Annotated in this window: 18 protein-coding genes and 2 pseudogenes; 8 read left to right on the forward strand and 12 right to left on the reverse strand. The window is 71.8% G+C overall.

Annotated elements, in window-relative coordinates; genetic code table 11:
- Both FN821_RS14680 and FN821_RS09060 read left to right on the forward strand, forming a co-directional pair.
- Positions 1-141 (forward strand): annotated as a pseudogene (locus FN821_RS14680) (IS256 family transposase); the annotation flags it as partial.
- A 20-nt stretch (positions 142-161) separates the two neighbouring features.
- The gene (locus FN821_RS09060; protein ID WP_280525921.1) at positions 162-629 is read left to right on the forward strand and encodes a DUF4143 domain-containing protein; all 468 of its coding nucleotides are present in this window, start codon (positions 162-164) and stop codon (positions 627-629) included.
- 138 nt (positions 630-767) lie between these two features.
- Here FN821_RS09060 and FN821_RS09065 read toward each other — a convergent pair whose 3' ends face one another.
- The 5 genes from FN821_RS09065 to FN821_RS09085 all read right to left on the reverse strand — a co-directional run bounded on the left by FN821_RS09065 (position 768) and on the right by FN821_RS09085 (position 5,289).
- Positions 768-1,415, reverse strand: coding sequence for a maleylpyruvate isomerase family mycothiol-dependent enzyme (locus tag FN821_RS09065; RefSeq protein WP_131172291.1), 648 nt, complete (start codon positions 1,413-1,415; stop codon positions 768-770).
- Positions 1,416-1,441: 26 nt separating this feature from the next.
- The gene (locus FN821_RS09070) at positions 1,442-2,887 is read right to left on the reverse strand and encodes a DEAD/DEAH box helicase (protein ID WP_131172292.1); all 1,446 of its coding nucleotides are present in this window, start codon (positions 2,885-2,887) and stop codon (positions 1,442-1,444) included.
- A gap of 165 nt (positions 2,888-3,052) precedes the next feature.
- Positions 3,053-3,868: an HAD-IIA family hydrolase gene (locus tag FN821_RS09075; protein ID WP_131172293.1), complete on the reverse strand. Its 816-nt coding sequence runs from the start codon at positions 3,866-3,868 to the stop codon at positions 3,053-3,055.
- A gap of 66 nt (positions 3,869-3,934) precedes the next feature.
- Entirely contained in the window at positions 3,935-4,624 is a 690-nt protein-coding gene (gene yczE / locus FN821_RS09080; RefSeq protein WP_131172294.1) for a membrane protein YczE, read from the reverse strand.
- Complete coding sequence (locus tag FN821_RS09085) at positions 4,621-5,289, reverse strand: PhzF family phenazine biosynthesis protein (protein ID WP_131172295.1); 669 nt, start codon at positions 5,287-5,289, stop codon at positions 4,621-4,623. The genes yczE and FN821_RS09085 overlap by 4 nt, the downstream gene beginning before the upstream one ends.
- A 61-nt stretch (positions 5,290-5,350) precedes the next feature.
- Between FN821_RS09085 and yczR the strand changes: the two genes are divergently transcribed.
- Positions 5,351-6,805: a MocR-like transcription factor YczR gene (gene yczR, locus FN821_RS09090; RefSeq protein WP_165489315.1), complete on the forward strand. Its 1,455-nt coding sequence runs from the start codon at positions 5,351-5,353 to the stop codon at positions 6,803-6,805.
- 283 nt (positions 6,806-7,088) lie between these two features.
- A complete protein-coding gene (locus tag FN821_RS09095; protein ID WP_194085995.1) occupies positions 7,089-7,907 on the forward strand; it encodes an alpha/beta fold hydrolase in 819 nt (272 codons plus the stop codon).
- Between the two features lie 212 nt (positions 7,908-8,119).
- Here FN821_RS09095 and trxA read toward each other — a convergent pair.
- Positions 8,120-8,494, reverse strand: a pseudogene (gene trxA, locus FN821_RS09100) (thioredoxin); the annotation flags it as partial.
- 81 nt (positions 8,495-8,575) lie between these two features.
- Positions 8,576-9,265 carry a metal-dependent transcriptional regulator gene (locus FN821_RS09105; protein WP_131172299.1) on the reverse strand — a complete coding sequence of 230 codons (690 nt, stop codon included), beginning with the start codon at positions 9,263-9,265 and terminating at the stop codon, positions 8,576-8,578.
- Between FN821_RS09105 and FN821_RS09110 the strand changes: the two genes are divergently transcribed.
- Positions 9,246-10,130 (forward strand): DUF7691 family protein, encoded by an 885-nt coding sequence (locus FN821_RS09110; RefSeq protein ID WP_131172300.1) that lies wholly within the window; start codon positions 9,246-9,248, stop codon positions 10,128-10,130. The genes FN821_RS09105 and FN821_RS09110 overlap by 20 nt on opposite strands.
- Before the next feature lie 120 nt (positions 10,131-10,250).
- Here FN821_RS09110 and FN821_RS09115 read toward each other — a convergent pair whose 3' ends face one another.
- Together FN821_RS09115 and FN821_RS09120 are read right to left on the reverse strand one after the other, a co-directional pair.
- Positions 10,251-11,033: a DUF3027 domain-containing protein gene (locus tag FN821_RS09115; protein WP_241660185.1), complete on the reverse strand. Its 783-nt coding sequence runs from the start codon at positions 11,031-11,033 to the stop codon at positions 10,251-10,253.
- Positions 11,034-11,035: 2 nt separating this feature from the next.
- Positions 11,036-11,422 (reverse strand): cold-shock protein, encoded by a 387-nt coding sequence (locus FN821_RS09120; RefSeq protein WP_131172301.1) that lies wholly within the window; start codon positions 11,420-11,422, stop codon positions 11,036-11,038.
- A gap of 106 nt (positions 11,423-11,528) precedes the next feature.
- On the opposite strand from FN821_RS09120, the gene FN821_RS09125 reads away from it, so the two are divergent.
- The 3 genes from FN821_RS09125 (at position 11,529) to FN821_RS09135 (ending at position 14,056) form a co-directional block, all read left to right on the forward strand.
- Entirely contained in the window at positions 11,529-12,491 is a 963-nt protein-coding gene (locus tag FN821_RS09125) for a hypothetical protein (RefSeq protein ID WP_131172302.1), read from the forward strand.
- Positions 12,488-13,039, forward strand: coding sequence for an NUDIX hydrolase (locus tag FN821_RS09130; RefSeq protein ID WP_131172303.1), 552 nt, complete (start codon positions 12,488-12,490; stop codon positions 13,037-13,039). Before FN821_RS09125 ends, FN821_RS09130 begins: the two co-directional genes overlap by 4 nt.
- Positions 13,040-13,108: 69 nt before the next feature.
- The gene (locus FN821_RS09135; RefSeq protein WP_131172304.1) at positions 13,109-14,056 is read left to right on the forward strand and encodes a cation diffusion facilitator family transporter; all 948 of its coding nucleotides are present in this window, start codon (positions 13,109-13,111) and stop codon (positions 14,054-14,056) included.
- A 133-nt stretch (positions 14,057-14,189) separates the two neighbouring features.
- Here the strand turns inward: FN821_RS09135 and FN821_RS09140 are convergent, their stop codons facing one another.
- The 3 genes from FN821_RS09140 to FN821_RS09150 all read right to left on the reverse strand — a co-directional run bounded on the left by FN821_RS09140 (position 14,190) and on the right by FN821_RS09150 (position 17,520).
- Positions 14,190-14,894 carry a copper homeostasis protein CutC gene (locus FN821_RS09140; protein WP_131172305.1) on the reverse strand — a complete coding sequence of 235 codons (705 nt, stop codon included), beginning with the start codon at positions 14,892-14,894 and terminating at the stop codon, positions 14,190-14,192.
- 49 nt (positions 14,895-14,943) lie between these two features.
- Complete coding sequence (locus FN821_RS09145; RefSeq protein WP_131172306.1) at positions 14,944-15,876, reverse strand: PIG-L deacetylase family protein; 933 nt, start codon at positions 15,874-15,876, stop codon at positions 14,944-14,946.
- Positions 15,877-16,257: 381 nt separating this feature from the next.
- Positions 16,258-17,520 (reverse strand): MFS transporter, encoded by a 1,263-nt coding sequence (locus tag FN821_RS09150; RefSeq protein ID WP_131172307.1) that lies wholly within the window; start codon positions 17,518-17,520, stop codon positions 16,258-16,260.
- Positions 17,521-17,717: the final 197 nt, after the last annotated feature.

Genomic DNA, 17,717 nt, shown 5'->3' on the forward strand with positions numbered 1-17,717 from the left:
CTGATCGAAGCTGCCCAGGCCCGGTGGCGCATGGTCAACGCCCCCCACCTGGTCGCCCTCGTCCGTGCCGGCGTCCCCTTCACCAACGGCAAACAGGTCGAACGGCCCGACCAATCGGACACCCAACCGAACGCCGCCTAAGACACGCCGATCCACAGGATTTGACTATTCCTCCCCATCTGCGCTCGAAGGTGCGCCTGCGCGTCCAGCCGAAGTGGCACTTCGTCGATCCGTCGCTGGCAACGGCAGCGCTGCGCGCGCGACCGGACGCCCTGCTCGACGACCTCGACGCCTTCGACCTGCTCTTCGAATCACTAGCCGTCCGTGACCTTCGGATCTACGCACAGCCCCTTGGCGGGACCGTCTACCACTACCGGGATGATTCCGGCCTCCAGGTCGACGCGATCGTCGAGCTCGGCGATGGACGCTGGAGCGCCTTCGAGGTCAAGCTCGGCGGTACCGGCAACATCGAGAAGGCGTCCGCCAGTCTTCGGGCACTCAAGGCCAAGGTCTCAGAGCAGCGCGCACGACAACTCTCCACACTGAATGTGGTGACGGCCGGCGCGGAAAGCTACACCCGCCCCGACGGCGTCAACGCAATTGCGCTCGGTCACCTCTTCGCGGGGTAGGGATCTGCTTGTCGAGCAGGATGCGGTGGAGATCCTTCGTCTGGGGCTTGAGCGCCTGAGGTGGCAGTTCCACCTGTCACCCGACCGAGCGAACAGCCGCTCTGACGGGACACTAGTCCTTGTCAGAGCGGCTTTCTGCTATCCGGGTGGGCGCTCGCCCACCAGCCGACCGCGCAGGGTCTCGACACCCGGGCCCTGCAGGTCTGCGAGGGCAGCCGCACGCCCCGTCATCACCAGCGCCAATGCTTCCGCGGGCCCTTCGACAAGCGCGCCAACACCCCACGTCCAACCCAGATCGGACGCCGTGAGCGCGAGCCCGGCGAGGCGTCCGGCAGGCACGAAGCCGCGATGCGCGGCGTCCGTGACCAGGTAGTCGAGGATCGCGCGCAACCTCTCCGGCGCGAACTCGTGCGCGAGGCCCAGCGGACGCCGGATGTCCTGGCCGTGCACGATCACGTCGGTCAACGGCGCGTGCCAGTCGCCGCCCGGCGGGGTGAAGCGGCTGTCGGCGCGGTCGTGCAGCAGGCGGGCCAGCGCCGTCGGGCCGGCCGCAGCCGCCTTCCGCGCGAGCACGTCGTTCGCGCGGTCGAAGTTGCCGCGAGCGGCCAGCATCGCCAACGCGAACTGCGGCAGCCCGACGGTCAATGGCACGGTGAGGTGCCCGAACACCTGCTGGACGGTCCACGCCCCGCACAGGCTCGGCGTTGCCAGCTGGGCGGGCGTCAGCCCGCTGAGCAGGGTGGCGAGGGCGTGCCGCTCGTCCGCAATCCAGTCGAAGTGCTCCATGCCGGCGAGGCTAGACCCGACCGGCCTCAGCGACCGCGGCGACGCACGCCCTGCCGCGAGAACGCGGCGGCGCCGCCCGAGTTCGGCGCGGACGCCAGCTGTGCCGGACGCCGTCCCTGTCCCGAGCCGGACGCCGCAGGCGCGACCTTGGCGCGTCCCTGACGGGGCGCGGACGACGCGGGCGCGGTCTGGCCGCGACGGCGTCCCTGGGCCTGCGACTGACCCGACGCGGACGCTGGCTTGCGGCGTCCGGACGGCTGAGCCGGACCAGACTCGCCCGGCGCGTGGACGAACCCGCCCGGGTAGTGACGCTCGCCAGGAGCGATCTCGCGCAGCACCTCGTGGCCCTTGCCGGCGCGCGTGGTGGTGGGCTTGATGCCGGCCTTGCGGGTGAGATCGCGGACGTCGGCGCGCTGGCCGTCGAGCATGAGGGTGACGACGACGCCGCCCTTGCCGGCGCGGGCGGTGCGTCCGGAACGGTGCAGGTAGGCCTTGTGCTCCATCGGCGGGTCGGCGTGGATGACCAGCGTGACGTCGTCGACGTGGATGCCGCGGGCGGCGATGTCGGTCGCCACCAGCGTCTGCGCGGCGCCGGAGTGGAAGGCGTCCATGGTGCGGGTCCGGGCGTTCTGGCTGAGGTTGCCGTGCAGCTCGACCGCCGGGACGCCGGCCGCGTTGAGCTGCTTGGCCAGCTTCTTGGCGCCGTGCTTGGTGCGCGTGAACACGACGGTGCGGCCCGGGGCGGCGGTGAGATCGAGCAGGACGTCGAGGCGTCCGGCGGCGTCGACGTGCAGGACGTGGTGGTCCATGGACTCGACCGGAGCCTCCAGCGAGTCGGCCTCGTGGACGACGGGCGCGTGCAGGTAACGCTGCACGAGACCGTGGACGGCGTCGTCGAGCGTCGCGCTGAACAGCAGGCGCTGGCTACGGGCCGGGGTCTTGTCGAGCAGGCGCTTCACGGCCGGCAGGAAGCCGAGGTCGGCCATGTGATCGGCCTCGTCCAGGACGGTGATCTCGATCGCGGCGAGGCTGACGTGGCCCTGCTGGATCAGGTCCTCGAGGCGTCCGGGGCAGGCCAGGACGATGTCGACGCCGCGGCGGAGCGCCGCGACCTGCGGGGCCTGGCCGACGCCGCCGAAGACGGTGCGCGTCGTCAGATTGGACGCCGCGGCGAGGGGCGCCAGCGCCTCCTCGATCTGGGCGACCAGCTCACGCGTGGGGGCCAGGATCAGGGCGCGGGGGCGTCCGGGCTTGGTGGCATTCGTGGACGCCGTGAGTCGCGCCACCAGGGGCAGCAGGAAGGCGTAGGTCTTGCCGGAGCCGGTGCGGCCGCGGCCGAGGACGTCGCGTCCGGCGAGGGAGTCGGGCAGCGTGGCCGCCTGGATCGGGGTCGGGACGGTGATACCGCGGGCGTCCAGCAGGGCGCACAGCGGTGCGGGCACGCCGAGCGTGCCGAAGGTGTGGTTCGTCAAAGAAATCGTGAACTTCCGAAAGGTGTGATGCTTCGGTTCTGCCCGGCGCGATGAGTTCGCGGCGCAATGGCATCGATGAAAAGGATCGTCGGCCCGGAGCAGAACAACCCGGGCTGCGTCCCAAGACTACCAGTCCGGGCGGATGGGCCTTGACGCGCCTCGGGTTCAGCGGCCGCCGACGCCGTCCGGGAGTAGCTGGTCCAGGGTGTCGAGCACGTAGTCAGGACGCTGTTGAGCCGGCGCGGCGGCGGCGTCCGCGGCGGTGCTGTCGCCGGTAAGGACGAGCGCGGACGCCATGCCGGCGAGGCGTCCCATGGCGATATCGGTGGCGAGCCGGTCACCGACCATGCAGACGTCGCCCGGGGCGACGTCGAGCCCGGCGATCGCCTGGGCGACCATGATCGGACCCGGCTTGCCGAGGTTCACCGAGCAGGCCACACCCGAGCACGCCTCGATGGCGGCGGTGATCGCGGCGGCGTCCGGCTCGCCGCGGCCGCCGGGGAAGGGGCAGTAGCGGTCCGGGTTGGTCTGGACGAGGATCGCCCGCCGGTAGAACCACAGCGCATCGAACGCGATCTGCAGCTTGCGGTAGTCGAAGGTGCGGTCGTAGGACGCGATGACGATGTCGATCTCGGACGGGTCCTCGCTGAGTCGGACGCCGGCGTCCCGCAGCGCGCGGAGCAGCGGCTCCTCGGCGATGGCGAACACGGCGGCGTCCGGGTGGGTCGTCCGCAGCCAGCGCACCGTGGTGACGACGGTGTTGGCGATGTCGCCGACGGGCGTCGGCAGGCCGAGGCGTCCGAGCTTGTCGGCGTACTGCTCGGGATCCTTGGTGGGGTTGTTGGACAGGAACCTCACCGGTACGCCCGACGCGCGCAGGCGTCCGATCGTCTCCTGGACCCCCGGGAGCAGCTCGTCGCCGAGGTAGATGGTGCCGTCGAGGTCGAAGACGTACGCGGCGAAGAGGCGATCCGGACGCATCCCCACCCCTCCTCACTCACACCAAGACGCCTCGGACGCTACCGCACGCCGCGTCCGGAAACGGGCTCAGTCGCCTTCGGCCGTCGGATCGGACGCCACGGCGATGCCGGGCAGGTCGACGGTCACGTAGGGCAGCAGCAGTTGCAGGATGGGTCCGATGCAGACGGCGTACAGGATCGTCCCGATGCCGACGACGCCGCCCAGCGCCCAGCCGACCGCGACCACGGTGAGCTCGATCAGCGTCCGGACCAGGCGGATCGAGCGTCCGGTCCGCCGCGACAGCCCCGTCATCAGCCCGTCGCGCGGACCCGGCCCCAGCTGGCTGCCGATGTAGAGCGCGCCCGCGAGACCATTGCCGAGGATCGCCAACACGAGCAGGCCGATCCGGGCCGGCAGGGCGTCCACCGGGCCGAGCAGGCCCAAGGTGACGTCGATCGCGACGCCGATGACGATCGCGTTGAGCACGGTGCCCAGCCCCGGCCACTGACGAAGCGGAATCCACAGCAGCAACACCGCGAACGCGACGACGATGCTCACGACGCCGTACGTCAGCGGCACGTGCTGGATGATCCCGTAATGCAGGACGCCCCACGGCTCCAGCCCCAGCCCCGCGCGCACCAGCAGCGCCATCGAGATCCCGAACAGCACCAGGCCGACGTTCAGCTGGACGATCCGCCGCACGAGGCGTCCGGCACGCAGCTGCTCGATCGGGTTCAGGGACGCCAGCGCGACGCGTCGGCGTCCGGTGGCGATCATCGGACGCCGCCCAGCGGCGCCGCGCTGCCGGAGACCTCGATGCCGCCCGTGGCCGGGACGGGCCCCTGCAAGACGCTCGGACGCCCGACGTGGCGGTCCTTCCTGATGACCAGGTCGAACGGGGTGGGTTCCCCGAGGGCGCGCAGGTAGGCACCCGTGGACGCCGCGGCCGAGCCGGTGGCCGGGTCCTCGGTGATGGCGCCGACGGGGAACAGGTTGCGGGCCTCCCAGCCACCACCGCCGGCGTCCAAGAGGACGGTGACGGTGCCCGTCCAGCCGTGCGCGTCCAGGAGCCCGCGGACGACGGAGGCGTCGAAGGTGAACGCGTCGAAGACGTCCCTCTCGCTCGTGGACAGCGCGATCGGGCCGACGGGCGTCTCGACGAGGTAGTCGCCGACCCCAGTTCGCGAGGCCAGCGCAGCCGCTGCCGCGACCGTCGCGTGCCCACAGAACGGCACCCCGGCGTCCGGTGAGAAGGAGTGGACGCCGACGCGCCGCTCCCCGGGCAGGGGCGAGACGAAGGCCGTCTCGGAGTGGCCGAGCCAGGCGGCGATCGCCAGCATTTCGGGCTCGGACAGGGCGCCGGCGTCCAGGACGACCCCGGCAGGATTCCCGCCGCGTCCGGCATCGGTGAAGGCGGCGTACTCGAGGATCGTCTGCGTCATGCCCCCACCCTTTCGCCAACTGGACTGCAATTCGAGGGCCAATCGTGGCAGGCTGGCCTGCATGATCACCGCGACCGTCTCGGCTGCACGGCTCACCGCCCTTCTGGACGGGCTGCCAGCCGGCCGCCCAGCCTACGCCCGGCTGGCCGAGGCCGTGCGATCCCTCATCGTGGACGGGCGCATCGAACTGGGTGCCCGCTTGCCGTCCGAGCGCGACCTGGCCGAGGCCCTGGGGGCGTCCCGGACGACCGTGACCCGCGCCTACGACCTGCTCCGCGAGCGCGGCTTCCTGGCCTCGCGGCGCGGGTCCGGGTCGGTCGCGATGCTGCCCGTCCCGGGCGGGGCCAGCCCGAGCGCCGGCATCCTGCGGCCCTACGAGGAGGGCGACGACGAGGGCATCATCGACCTCACGTGCGCCGCGCTACGCGCGCCGGTCGGCATCGAGGACGCCTACCAGACCGCCCTCGAGGTCCTCCCCCGCTACCTGGCCGGGGCTGGCTACACGACCGTCGGGCTGCCCGAACTGCGGGCGGCGCTGGCTGAGCAGTACGCCGCCCGCGGGTTGGCCACCAACCCCGACCAGATTCTGATCACGTCCGGCGCGGTGATCGCGACCCTGCTGGCGGTGCGGTCTCTGGTGCAGCCCGGGCAGCGCGTCCTGATCGAGGACCCCACCTTCCCGAACACCGCAGCGGCCCTCAGAAGCGCCGGGCTGCGGCTCACCCCGGCACCTGTCGAGCCTCGCGGCTGGGACGTCGACCACGTGGCGTCCGTCATTCGACGCGGACGCCCGAGCGTGGCGGTCCTGATCCCGGACTTCCACAACCCGACCGGGGCGCTCATGTCGGACGCCGACCGCCACGTCCTCGCCGAAGCCATGGCGTCGGCGTCCACCACGGCCGTCGTCGACGAGACGGTCTGCTCGATCGTCCTCGACCCGGTCGCGATGCCGGCGCCGATGGGGGCTCACGCGCCGTCGGCGATCAGCGTGGGCAGCTCGTCAAAGTCGCACTGGGGTGGGCTGCGGACCGGCTGGATCCGCACGCCCGGACCAGTCGGCGACGCCCTCATCGCCCAACGCGTGGCCGGCGACGGAGGCGCAGCGTTGCTCGAGCAGCTCGTGCTGCTGCACCTGCTGCGCACCGATCGAGTGGACGCCGACCGCGGGCGGCTGGCGGACCTGCGCCTGGCCCGAGATGCCGCTGTTGCGGCCCTGAGGGACCGGCTGCCGGACGCGCGCTTCGTCGTGCCTGTCGGCGGGCTGTCGCTGTGGGTCGAGCTCCCCGGGCTCAGCGCCGGCGACGTCGCCCTGCACGCTCGCGAGCGCGGGCTGCTGCTGGCGGCGGGGCCGTGGTTCGCGATCGGCCGCGGGCTCGGCTCGTTCCTGCGGCTCCCCTACGTCCGGCCTCCGGCAGTCATGGCGGACGCCGTCGCCCGGCTCGCGGGGGCCGTCGAGGACGTTCGCCGTGGGGCCCCCACGTCCGCGCGTCCCGGACTCACCCCGCTGGTGGCCTGACGGCTGATCGCGACGGTGCGGCCAGGGCCGATCCATGCCTCGACGGTTCTGCGTGTGACTTTTGTTGGTGTCTTCCCCGACAAAGTCACACGTGGAGCCCTCCGCGATGCCAGTCAGGGACCCACCCGACGCACGCCTCGGGCGTGCTAGCAGTCACGCCCTAGCGCACGTTCCCCACAGCGGGACCAGCACCGCCTCGCCGCGAGGCTCTGCGCGAGCATGGCCCCACGCCCAACGCGCGCCAGACGACTCCGCGCGCGCGGCGTCCGAAATGGAGGTCACCATGACGCAGAACCCCGAGATCGGACGGCAGATCGCCACCGGCGACATCGTCACGAACTACCACGACCTCGGGTCCGGGGCGCCGTTGCTGCTGCTGCACGGCTCCGGACCGGGCGTGAGCGCGTTCGCGAACTGGCGGCTCGTGATGGGTCCGCTGGCCGAGCACACACGCGTCCTGGCCCCCGACCTGGCGGGCTTCGGCTACTCCGAGATCCCGGCCGGGCTGGCCTTCAGCCGCGAGGTCTGGCTCCGGCAGATCGTCGACTTCCTGGACGCCGTCGGCGTCGACCGCGTCTCGGTCGTCGGCAACAGCTTCGGCGGGTCGATGGCGCTTGCTCTGGCGATCCACCACCCCGAGCGCGTCGACAAGCTGATCCTCATGGGCAGCGTCGGCGTCCACTTCGACATCACCGACGGCCTGGACGCCGTCTGGGGCTATGAGCCGTCCGCCGAGACCATGGGACGCCTCATGCGCGACACGTTCGCCTACGACTCCTCGCTCATCACCGAGGACATGGTCCAGGGCCGCTACCGCGCCAGCCTCCGCACCCAAGAAGACTTCGCGCGCATGTTCCCCGCACCGCGCCAGCGCTGGGTGGACGCCATGGCGTTCAGCGAGGCCGAGATCCGCGGCATCAAAGCGCCCACGTTGCTCATCCACGGACGCGACGACAAAGTGATTCCGCTCGAGACCTCGCTCACCCTGCTGGGCTGGATCGACAACGCCCAATTGCACGTCTTCGGACGCTGCGGCCACTGGACCCAGATCGAGTACGCCCAGCCCTTCTGCGAGTTGGTCACGGACTTCCTCGCGATTTAGGGCAGCCCGCCACCGAACCCGGCTGCACATAAAGCAATCCCCGCCCGGGGGGATAGGGCGGGGACTGCGCTGTACAGACTAGCTCACCTACCGGCTGCTGCAAGTCCCCAGGATGAGGGACGCGCCGGGCTGCCGATCACTTCACCTCAGGCGTCGACGGAGTCAGCGTCCTGCGTCGGCTCGGTCGCGGCGCTCGCCTCCTCGGCAGACCCACCGGCCGCCTTTGCTGCCTCGGCGGCCTTGGCCTCGGCGACCTGAGCGCCCAACTCGTCGCTGCTCAGCGCCTCTACCAGCTTGTCGAGGCCGGACGCGTTGGTGGCGCCGGAGTTGCGGTAGACCAGCACGCCGTCGCGGAACGCCATGATCGTCGGGATGGCCTGGATCTCCAGGGCGTCCGAGATCATGCGGTTCGCCTCGGTGTCGACCTTCGCGAACACGACGTCGGTGTGCTTGCCGGACGCCGCCTCGAACACGGGCGCGAACATGCGGCAGGGGCCGCACCACTCGGCCCAGAAGTCGACGAGCACGACCCCGTCCTTGGCGATGGTGTCGGCGAACGTCTCGTCGGTCAGTTCGACGGTAGCCACGATTGAATCCTTTCCGATGCCGCCTCGTGCGGCTGCGGTCGACTCAACGCGACGCGCGGCGTCCGATATTCCGCGGACGGCTCAAGCCGAGACGAACAGGTGCTCCGCGACGCCGAGCTCGACGGTGCAGCCTGCGGTCGCCGCCGGACGCAGCGCCAGCCGATCGCCCTCGATCCGCGCCTCGACCTCGGCACCGGGCACGACGCCGGCGTCCGTCAGCAGCCCCAGGAGGTCGGCGTCCGACTGGGCGTGCTCGGTGAGCATCTCCACGGTGACGCGGCGTCCGTCGCCGTCGGCGACGTCGGCCAGCACGGACGCTAGCGACGGCCAGCGACGCTCGGGAACGTCGGTGCCGCCGACCTCGGCTAGGCCTGGAATCCGGTTTCCGTAGGGGGACGCCGTCGGCGAGTTCAGCACGTCCACGAGGCGATGCTCGACCGCCTCGGAGATGACGTGCTCCCACCGGCAGGCCTCCGCGTGGGCCTGCGGCAGCGACAGGCCGATGACGTCGGTCAGCAGCCGCTCGGCGAGCCGATGCTTGCGCATGACGCGGACGGCCAACTCGTGCCCGGCGGGGCTCAACTCGATCTGGCGATCATCCAGGACGGCCAACAGCCCGTCGCGCTCCATGCGGGCGACCGTCTGCGACACCGTCGGACCACTCTGCGCCAGCCGCTCCGCGATGCGGGCGCGCAGGGGCGGAACGCCCTCCTCGCCCAGCTCGTAGATGGTGCGCAGGTACATCTCGGTGGTGTCGATCAGATCGCTCATCCCCGCCTCGCTCTCGTCGGTGCACAGCTTACGGCCGGACGCCGCCGCGGCAGAGGCGTCCGGTGCCGGTCAGCGCAGGATCGCCCCGGCCATGACGGCCAGCAGCATCAGCACGAGTGCTCCGGTCACGATCAAACGCCTCGTCCGGGTGGTCATGGACCCCACCGTAGCCCGGAACGCTATCGTCACCGTCATGGGTGAACTGCGGCTGACCGCGATCGGGGTCGAGGCGTTGGGCACGCTGTTCTCGGGCTCGCCCGCGATCGAGGAGCACCTGCGCGGGGTCGCCGCCGCGGCCTACCCGCCCGAGGTGACGCCGCGCCGCCGCGGGCTGCTGGGCAAGGTCGGGCCGATCACGGTCGTGCCGGACGGCGCGCCGATCGTGAAGCCGGGCGTCCCCACCAACCAAGACCTCCACGACGTCACCCACGGACGCTTCGTCAAGGCCGACCGGCTGACCGCCGCGTGGACGCTGGTCCGGCTGTGGCTGGACGCCTGCGGCTGGCCGTCCCTGGCGCTGGATCTCGACGAGGCCCACATGAACGACCTCGACTTCGAGCTGGCGACGGGCGGCGTCGAGACCCGCTACGCCTTGCGTCGGCTGCTGAACGACAAGCTGTCGCTGCCGCTGCGCACCGCCCCCGGCCAGGTCACCGGCTACGTCGACTTCGACCACGCCCGGGCGCTGCGCGACGCGTGGCGTCCGGCGCTGGACACCTTGAGCCCGCACAACCGCGCGGTCGCCCTGCACGTCGTGGGCTGGCTCGGCGGCTTAGAGAGTTGGGCGTCCTACGCGCGTGCAGCGGGCCAGCCGTTGCCGGACCTCATCGCGTCCTACACCCAGCCCACGGCGTCCCAGGCCTAGAGGCTTCGACAAGCTCAGCCACCCGTGCTCTGCCTGTCTTGTCAGCCTCCGTGCACGGCGTGACTTCTCAGCGACCACACGATCCCTGAGCCTGTCGATGGGTCGACGAGACCGGACGCCTCAGTCGAAGAGCGAGACCGTCGCCATGTCGACGGTGTCCCAGACCGGACGCGGCAGCTCGACGCCACGGGTCACCTCGACGACGTCGCTGTGCGCTCCGCAGCCGTGGTCGATGCTCACGACGGACGCGTCCTGCGGCGAGTACTCATTCGCGCACACGCCGAAGGAGCGCCCGAGGCGTCCGGACAGGCGGACGAAGTACGCGCAGTCGACGCACAGCCCGGGGGCCTGCTGGGTCATCGCGTTGTGCGGACCACCCTCGCCGTCCAGCCAACGCTCGACGGCCTCGTCGCGTCCGTACTCGCTGAGCACGCGCTCGCGGCCGAGGCCCAGCTCGTTCACGACGGCGCGCAGCTGACCCCACTCGGCCGGGTCCTCATCGCGGGCCGACTCGCCGCCGGTGAACCCCGGCTCGAGCCGCAGGTCGCCGTCCGGGGTCGGCATGAGGACGCCGGGGCTCACGTCGCCGGCCTGGATGCGCTCGGCCCACGGCACCCACGCCGGCGCCAGCAGCGCGCCCTCGCCGGGCACCATGCAGACCTCGTTCACCGTGACGGCCTTGGCCCGGGACGCCCGCGCCACCGTCACCGCCCAGCGCCAGCCCACGTAGCCGGGGTGATCCACGGCGAAGTAGTGGGTGGCGACCCGGGTGTCCTCGGCCTCGACGCCGACGTGCTCGCCGACCCCCATCACGCCGCAGCGGCGCTCGGCGATCGAGCGCGCGACATCGACGGCGGCCGCACAGGCGGCGTCCAACTCGGGGGCCTTCAGGGCAACCGCCACGTTCACAACTCCAGTTCGTCGGCGACCGCGCGCAGCACCGCAGCCGTCTTGGCGGCGTGCGAGGAGTCGGGGTGGCGTCCGTGCCGGTAGCCGTTGCCGATGCCGTCCAGCATCTTGATCAGGTCTTCGACGATGACGGCCATGGTGTCGGCGGGCTTGCGCTGCGCCTTCGACAGCGAGACCGGGGCCTCCAGCAGCTTCACCGACAGGGCCTGCTCACCGCGCTTCCCGTCGACCACGCCGAACTCGACCCGCTGACCGCGCTTCAGCGCGGTCACGCCCGCGGGCAGGGCGGCAGCACGGACGAACACCTCGTCATCCGTCCCGTCCTTGCTGAGAAAGCCGAAGCCCTTCTCCGCGTCGTAGAAACGCACCTTGCCAGTAGGCATCGCGATCCCGCTCCATTCCATCGATCTGCGACGTCAGCCTAGCTGGCGCCACGCTCGCCGAGCCACCGGCAGAGGCGGTCTGCGGGCCGCGGCTAGCATGTGGTCCATGGCCGATTGGACGGACGGTCCCGAGTACGCGCCGGTCGAACGACCGGACGCCTTCGTCGCGTCCGCCGCCGCGCCGTTGGCCGCGCTCGCTGCGGAGCCCTCCGCGGCCGCCGCACCACTGGAGCGTCCGGACTTTCCGACGGCCCCCGACGCCCCGCCGCTCGACCAGCTGGCCGTGCCCGACAAGGACCAACGCGACCCGCTCGCGGCCTTCGCCGTGGTGTCGACGCCGCTCACGACGACGGCCGCGGCGTCCGGACTGCCGCAGGCGAACCAGCCTCTCGTCCTCTCCAGCGACCCGCTGACGTCCGCCTCCCCCACGCCGGACGCCGGCTGGGCGGCACCCACCGGCCTGCCGCTGAGCCCGCCCGTCACCTCAGCCTGGGGATCGGCGCACGCGGCGTCCGCCGGACCACGCCCCCAGGACGCCTGGGCCCCGCAGCAGCCGTTCGCCCTGCCGACCCAGCCGCCGATCCAGCCGCCGCCGACGGCGTCCGGGATGTACGCGCCGCAGGTGAACCCTCAGTCGTTCCCCAACCCGGACGCCCACTGGCCGGTCGGCTATCACCCGGGCCAGCCGCCGACCGTGCCGCAGCAGGCCACCGCCGCCGCGATCATCGCCGGGGCGCATCCGGCGGTGGCGGGCTGCCTCGCCGCCGGGGCCGTCCTGCCGTTCGTGGGGCTGGCCTGGATCGCTCCGCCGGTGCTCATCGTGGCCCTGATCGTCGCCAGCCAGCGGACCCACTACCGCCGCGCGCAGGTGCGCAACGTCATGGGGGCGACCGCCATCGGCTCGGTCGTGCTGTCGATCGTCGGCCTCGCGGACGCCTACAGCCCCAGTCCACTGGTCTGGTGGGACGCCTGGTGCGGCTGGGCGCAGCTCGCCTGCTGGGCGCTCCTGCCGGTGCTGTGGCTGACGGTGGGCGCGGCCATCCGGCGCGGCGATCGTCCGCAGCCGTGACCTTCCGGACGCGCGACTTCACCCCGGTGCCGCCTCACGCGCGTCCGCGGCGGTCGCGGCGAGCCGTCCGGGTGATCGTCACGGACGGAGCGTCCGTGCTGGTGTGGGTGGACACCGATCCGGGGCTGCCGGGCAGCCGGTGGTACGTCACGCCCGGCGGGGGCATTGATCCGGGTGAGTCGTCCGTTGAAGCCGCCGTCCGGGAACTGTGGGAGGAGACGGGGCTGCGCGTCGCGGCGTCCGACCTCAGCGGACCGGTCATGCGCCGGGTGGTCGTCCACGGCTACTCGGACCAGATCCTCGACCAGTCCGAGGAGTTCTACGTGCTCCGGACGCCGCGCTTCACCCCCGACGTCGCCGGGCACACCCCCGACGAGCAGCTCACACTGCAGGGCCACGTCTGGCTCGCGTTCGACGACCTCGAGGACGCCGACGCGCCGGTCTGGCCGGAGGTGCTGGCCGACGTCGTGGCGCTGGCGTCCCAGCCGGACGCGTGGCCCTGGGACCTCGGCGTCGTCGAGGAGTCGTCCGTGCCGGTGGGGGTTTAGGGACGCCTTTCCTAAGCGGGCCTGGCAGGCACGGTCGACTAGGGTTCCCCCGGCACGAAGGAGGTCCCGATGGACACGAAGACGACGGTCGAGTCGCCGGTCAGCACGAGGTTCCTGATGCGCTTCATGTGGCTGTCGATCGCGACGGCCGTGGCCACCGTGACCATCAAGGGCGCGGCTGCCTGGATCACCCAGTCGGCCGGCCTCATGTCGGACGCCCTCGAATCGACCGTCAACCTGGTCGCGGCGATCGTCGCACTCTGGGCCCTCAACGTCTCGGCCAAGCCCGCGGACGCCGAGCACGAATTCGGGCACGGCAAGGCCGAATACTTCTCCTCGGCCGTCGAGGGCGCCCTGATCTTCGTCGCGGCCGGCGGCATCATCGCGGGCGCGATCCTGAAGCTGTTGAACCCGGTTCCGCTGGAAGAGCTCGGCTTCGGCCTGGCCCTGGCGCTCGGCGCCAGCGTCCTGAACCTGATCACCGGCATGGTGCTCCTGCGCGCCGGCAAGAAGCACCGCTCGATCGTGCTGGAGGCCGACGGACGCCACCTGCTGACCGACGTGCTCACCTCGATCGGCGTCCTGGTGGCGATGGGCATCATCCTGATCGGGGCGCGCCTCGGCCAGAACTGGGAGATCCTCGACCCGATCATCGCGATCGGCGTCGGCATCAACATCCTGTGGACCGGCTACACCCTCATGCGCCGCTCCGTCGTCGGCCTGTTGGACGCCGCCCTGCCCGCCGACGAGGTGGCGATCATCCACACCGCCATGGAGCGCGTCGTCGACAGGACCCAGTGCCGGATCACCCAGCTGCGCACCCGCGAGGCCGGACGCCAGCGCTTCATCGAGGCCATCGTCGAAGTGCCCGGCGCCTGGACCGTCCACCGGGGCCACGAACTCACCGACGCCCTCGAGCGCGAGATCGAGCAGGCACTGCCTGGCACCGAGGCCCACATCCACGTCGAGCCGCTCGGCGCCGGGTCCGTAGCAGGACCGATCCCGCCGACCGTGTAGTCCGGGCTGGCCGGGGCACAGCGCGACTTTCTCGGGTCCAGCGGAGCCTCGGACACCCCGCCGCGGCCAATCGGGCCCACTCCACCCGTAAGAGTCGCGGTCGGCCATCCGCCTCGGTGGGCCCCACCCGCACTCAGTGGCGCAGGTGCGCGGACTCGTCGTCGAGCAGCGTCCGCCACGACCGGACCAGGGCCGCGTCCACGTAGGCCTTCCAGGACCCGCCCGGCCGGGCCTGGGCGTCCAGGTGGAACTGCCGGACGCCGGCGCGCAGCAGCCAGGGCACGTGTTCGGGCAGCAGTCCGCCGCCGACCAGCATCAGGGCCGCCGCCCGCGGCTCGGCCTTCGCTCGGGCGATCAGCGCGTCCAGCCCGGCGTCCACGTCGCGGGCGGACCCGGCCGTCGCGACGGCGTCCAACCCGGGCAACCCCAGCAGGACGCGCCAACCGCGGTCGGCGTCCAGCACCGCGTCGACGGCGCGGTGGAACGTCCAGGGCAGCGAGACGTCGCCGACCAGCGCGCCGACGACCTCGAGATCGACGTCGCCGAGTCCGTTCAGGAAGCCGAGCGACACCCCGTCGGCGCCCGCGGACGCGTACGAGGCGATGAGTCCGCGCAGGCGGCTGACCTCGCCGCCGTCCGTGCCGAAGCCCTCGCGGAGGCGCACGACCGGACGCAGGTGGATGGTCGTGCGGCGGCGCAGCTCGGCGACCAGGCGGGGCTCGGGCGAAAGGCCCCCGTCGACGAGGTCGCCGACGACGTCGAGCCGATCAGCACCGCCGGCCTCGGCGGGTGCGGCGTCCGCGGCGTTGGTCACGCGCACCTCGAGCAGTGGGTTCACGCCTCCATGATCGCGCGTGCCCCCGCGGCGGGCGGTCGACACGCTCGGGTCAGCCCGGCACCCGGCCCACCGCCGTGAACACCGCGTCGTCGAGCGACTGGTTGTGCGCCAGCCAGTCGAGCGCGGCGGCGTGGGCGTCCGGGGTCCAGCTGCGGCCGTCCGGGTGGACGAGCGATCCCGGCCAGGTCCGTGCGTAGGCCAACTGGTCCGGCACGGACGCCTCCCCGACGGCCAGGCGCCCCTGGCCTGGGTCCCACCGGGCGTACGCCGCAGTGGCGCGCCGGACGGCGTCTGGGGGTGCCGACAGCCACATCGGCGTCGGAGGGGCGACCGGCATCGCGTGCTTCAGCGGACTGCCGGGCCGGTAGAGGGGCGACTGGAAGAAGCGGCAGACCTGAACGGTGCCCGCCTCACAGCGATACTTCAGGGCGTAGGCGATCGAGACGTGGCCCGTGTGTCGGTCGAGCCAGGAGATGCTGTTGTAGATCGCGCGTTGACCGAAGCGGGCGACGATGCGCGTCCAGGCCGCGTCCACCTGGTCGGGGTAGCCGGCGGCCGACTCGTCCACCCGCTCGAACGTGACGTGGTCAGCGGGAATGCCCAACGCGGCGGTGCTCTCCAGCGCCTCGGCCTCGCGACTCGCCTGCAGCTCCGCCGGCGTCGGGCAGGCGCGACCCTCGTTGCAGAGTCGTCTCCCGACGTTCGAGTAGTCGCCGCGGTTCATCACCACCAGGTACACGTCGCAGTGGGCCGCCACGTCCGTGGTGATGCCGCCCGCGAGCGAGATGACTTCGTCGTCTTGATGTGGCGTGACGTAAACCGACGCCTGCGACAGGGCCCGACAGGGCGGAGTCCAATCCGGCGCCGCATGGAGCAGCGCCCACCAGTCGTCGCCCGGGGCGCTCGGCGGCACCAGGGCCGCCGAGATGGCGAACAGCAGGGCCGCGAACCGCCTGGCCCATTCCAGCATGTTTGCCGCCATGGCACTCCCCCTGCAACCTGTCAACGCGGGTGACGGGTCCGGGGACTGGCGCTGGCCGGGGGGTGCGAGTCACTCAGGGGGCAGTGAGAGAACTCGGGCGACGTCAGGCCCATCGTTGCACGTGCCCGGACCGATCGCGAGGACCTTCCCGGTAGAACATCGCCACGCCCGTCGGACGCCCTGGGCGTCCGCTCAGGAAGCGTCAGCAGGGCTGAACCCGCAAGCCGGACGCCGCGGCCGCCGACGCCAACCCGGTTTTGGTTACTCTCACGCGCAGCTTCGTCCCTGGGAGGCACCGAATCGGCAGCTGAGAGTGCGCAGATCCGGGTTGCGCGGCGAAGCGTCGCCCGTGCTCAGGGGTGGGCGCCGGGCCGCGTCCGCTCAGGACGCGTCGGTCGACTCGAGAACCTCGGTCCGGACGCCGGGGCCGACGGTCCGGACGTCCCGGGAGATCAGGGGCAGGACGCACAACACGACGAGTGCCAGGCCGCACACCGTCATGGCGGTGCGAGCACCGAGCACCACCGTGGCCGGACCGCCGATGAGCAGCCCCAGCGGCTGGAAGATCAGCGACCCGAGCGCGTCATAGGACGACACGCGCGAGAGGGCGTCCGGAGCCACGCGCTGCTGCATGGTCGTCGGCCACAGGACGCCGAAGACGCCGAACGAGACCCCGGAGAAGGCCATGGCGACGATGTCGGCGACCAGGGGCGCGCCTAGGCCGAGGCAGAGGAACGGCACCGGAATGGCCACCGCGCCCGCCAGCACGGCGGCAAGGATCGGCCGCGCCGGACGCCACCGCATGGCGAAGAATCCGCCGAGCACCATGCCGACGGCTTCGGCGGCGAGGATCCAGGACCAGGGTCCGGCGCCACCCAGCTGGTCGTTCGCCAACACCGGACCAACAACGCCGGTCGCGGCCGAGAAGAACAGCACCAGGAACGACCACTGGGCCACCACGACCCACAGCCACTCGTGGGCGACGAACTCGCGCCAGCCGTCGCGAAGATCCCCGAGGACGCCGCGCGCCGAGAGCCCTCCGGGCTGGCGCCGACCCTGGGGCAGCCACAGGGTCAGGATGCCCGCGACGGCGAACAGCGAGCCGCCTACGATCAGCGCCCACGCTCCGCCGACCAGCGCCACCATCGCGCCGGACGCCACCAGCCCCACGATGGACGCCGCGTTGCGGGCGATGCCCAGGATGCCGTTGCCCTCCTGAAGCTGGGCCGGCGGAAGGATCTCGGGGATGAGCCCGGTCAGCGCCGGGTAGATCAGGGCGATGCCGGTGCCGCTCAAGGCCGACGCGGCGCCCAACGCGAGCAACGGCGTCCAACCGATCAGAATCATGGCCCCGAGCAGGACGAACGCCGCGAAGCTCAGCCCGAGGCCGACCCGCAGCACTGCGGCGCGCGGGAACCGATCGGCCACCACGCCGCCGAGCAGCATGAACGCCACCATCGGGATCGACTCGCAGGCGAGCACGATCGAGAGCAGGCCGGGCGTCCCGTGCGGCAGGTGCAGGATCGAGAACGCCAGCGCCACTGGCGCGAACGACCCGCCGAGCGTGCCGATCGATCGGGCCACGAAGAACAGCACGAACGTGGGGTCGCGAAAGAGCGCGCGGTCGTGCCGCAAGCCGCTCATCTCAGCCTCCCCAGGTCGGACGCCGAGGCGTCCACAGCCTGCAAACGCTACGCCCAACGGCCGCCGGCTCGCCCACCCGGTCCGAGGACCAGGGCTCGACAACTGTTCAGTTCGACCTCCGTTCACCTGGCGTCGCTACGCTGCGAAGCCAGAGCGATCGGAGTCGAACCAGTGTCATTGCGGCGTGCGCACCTGGC

Source organism: Propioniciclava tarda, from assembly GCF_900182665.1.
Taxonomy (GTDB): domain Bacteria; phylum Actinomycetota; class Actinomycetes; order Propionibacteriales; family Propionibacteriaceae; genus Propioniciclava; species Propioniciclava tarda.

What these genes read in the sequence shown, in the direction of transcription:
- FN821_RS09120 (WP_131172301.1), bottom strand. Translation starts at nt 11,422, where the DNA reads ATGCCTACTGGCAAGGTGCGTTTCTACGACGCGGAGAAGGGCTTCGGC.
- FN821_RS09135 (WP_131172304.1), top strand. Translation starts at nt 13,109, where the DNA reads ATGGACACGAAGACGACGGTCGAGTCGCCGGTCAGCACGAGGTTCCTG.
- FN821_RS09125 (WP_131172302.1), top strand. Translation starts at nt 11,529, where the DNA reads ATGGCCGATTGGACGGACGGTCCCGAGTACGCGCCGGTCGAACGACCG.
- FN821_RS09075 (WP_131172293.1), bottom strand. Translation starts at nt 3,868, where the DNA reads ATGCGTCCGGATCGCCTCTTCGCCGCGTACGTCTTCGACCTCGACGGC.
- FN821_RS09150 (WP_131172307.1), bottom strand. Translation starts at nt 17,520, where the DNA reads ATGAGCGGCTTGCGGCACGACCGCGCGCTCTTTCGCGACCCCACGTTC.
- yczR (WP_165489315.1), top strand. Translation starts at nt 5,351, where the DNA reads ATGATCACCGCGACCGTCTCGGCTGCACGGCTCACCGCCCTTCTGGAC.
- FN821_RS09095 (WP_194085995.1), top strand. Translation starts at nt 7,089, where the DNA reads ATGACGCAGAACCCCGAGATCGGACGGCAGATCGCCACCGGCGACATC.
- FN821_RS09065 (WP_131172291.1), bottom strand. Translation starts at nt 1,415, where the DNA reads ATGGAGCACTTCGACTGGATTGCGGACGAGCGGCACGCCCTCGCCACC.
- FN821_RS09105 (WP_131172299.1), bottom strand. Translation starts at nt 9,265, where the DNA reads ATGAGCGATCTGATCGACACCACCGAGATGTACCTGCGCACCATCTAC.
- yczE (WP_131172294.1), bottom strand. Translation starts at nt 4,624, where the DNA reads ATGATCGCCACCGGACGCCGACGCGTCGCGCTGGCGTCCCTGAACCCG.
- FN821_RS09145 (WP_131172306.1), bottom strand. Translation starts at nt 15,876, where the DNA reads ATGGCGGCAAACATGCTGGAATGGGCCAGGCGGTTCGCGGCCCTGCTG.
- FN821_RS09085 (WP_131172295.1), bottom strand. Translation starts at nt 5,289, where the DNA reads ATGACGCAGACGATCCTCGAGTACGCCGCCTTCACCGATGCCGGACGC.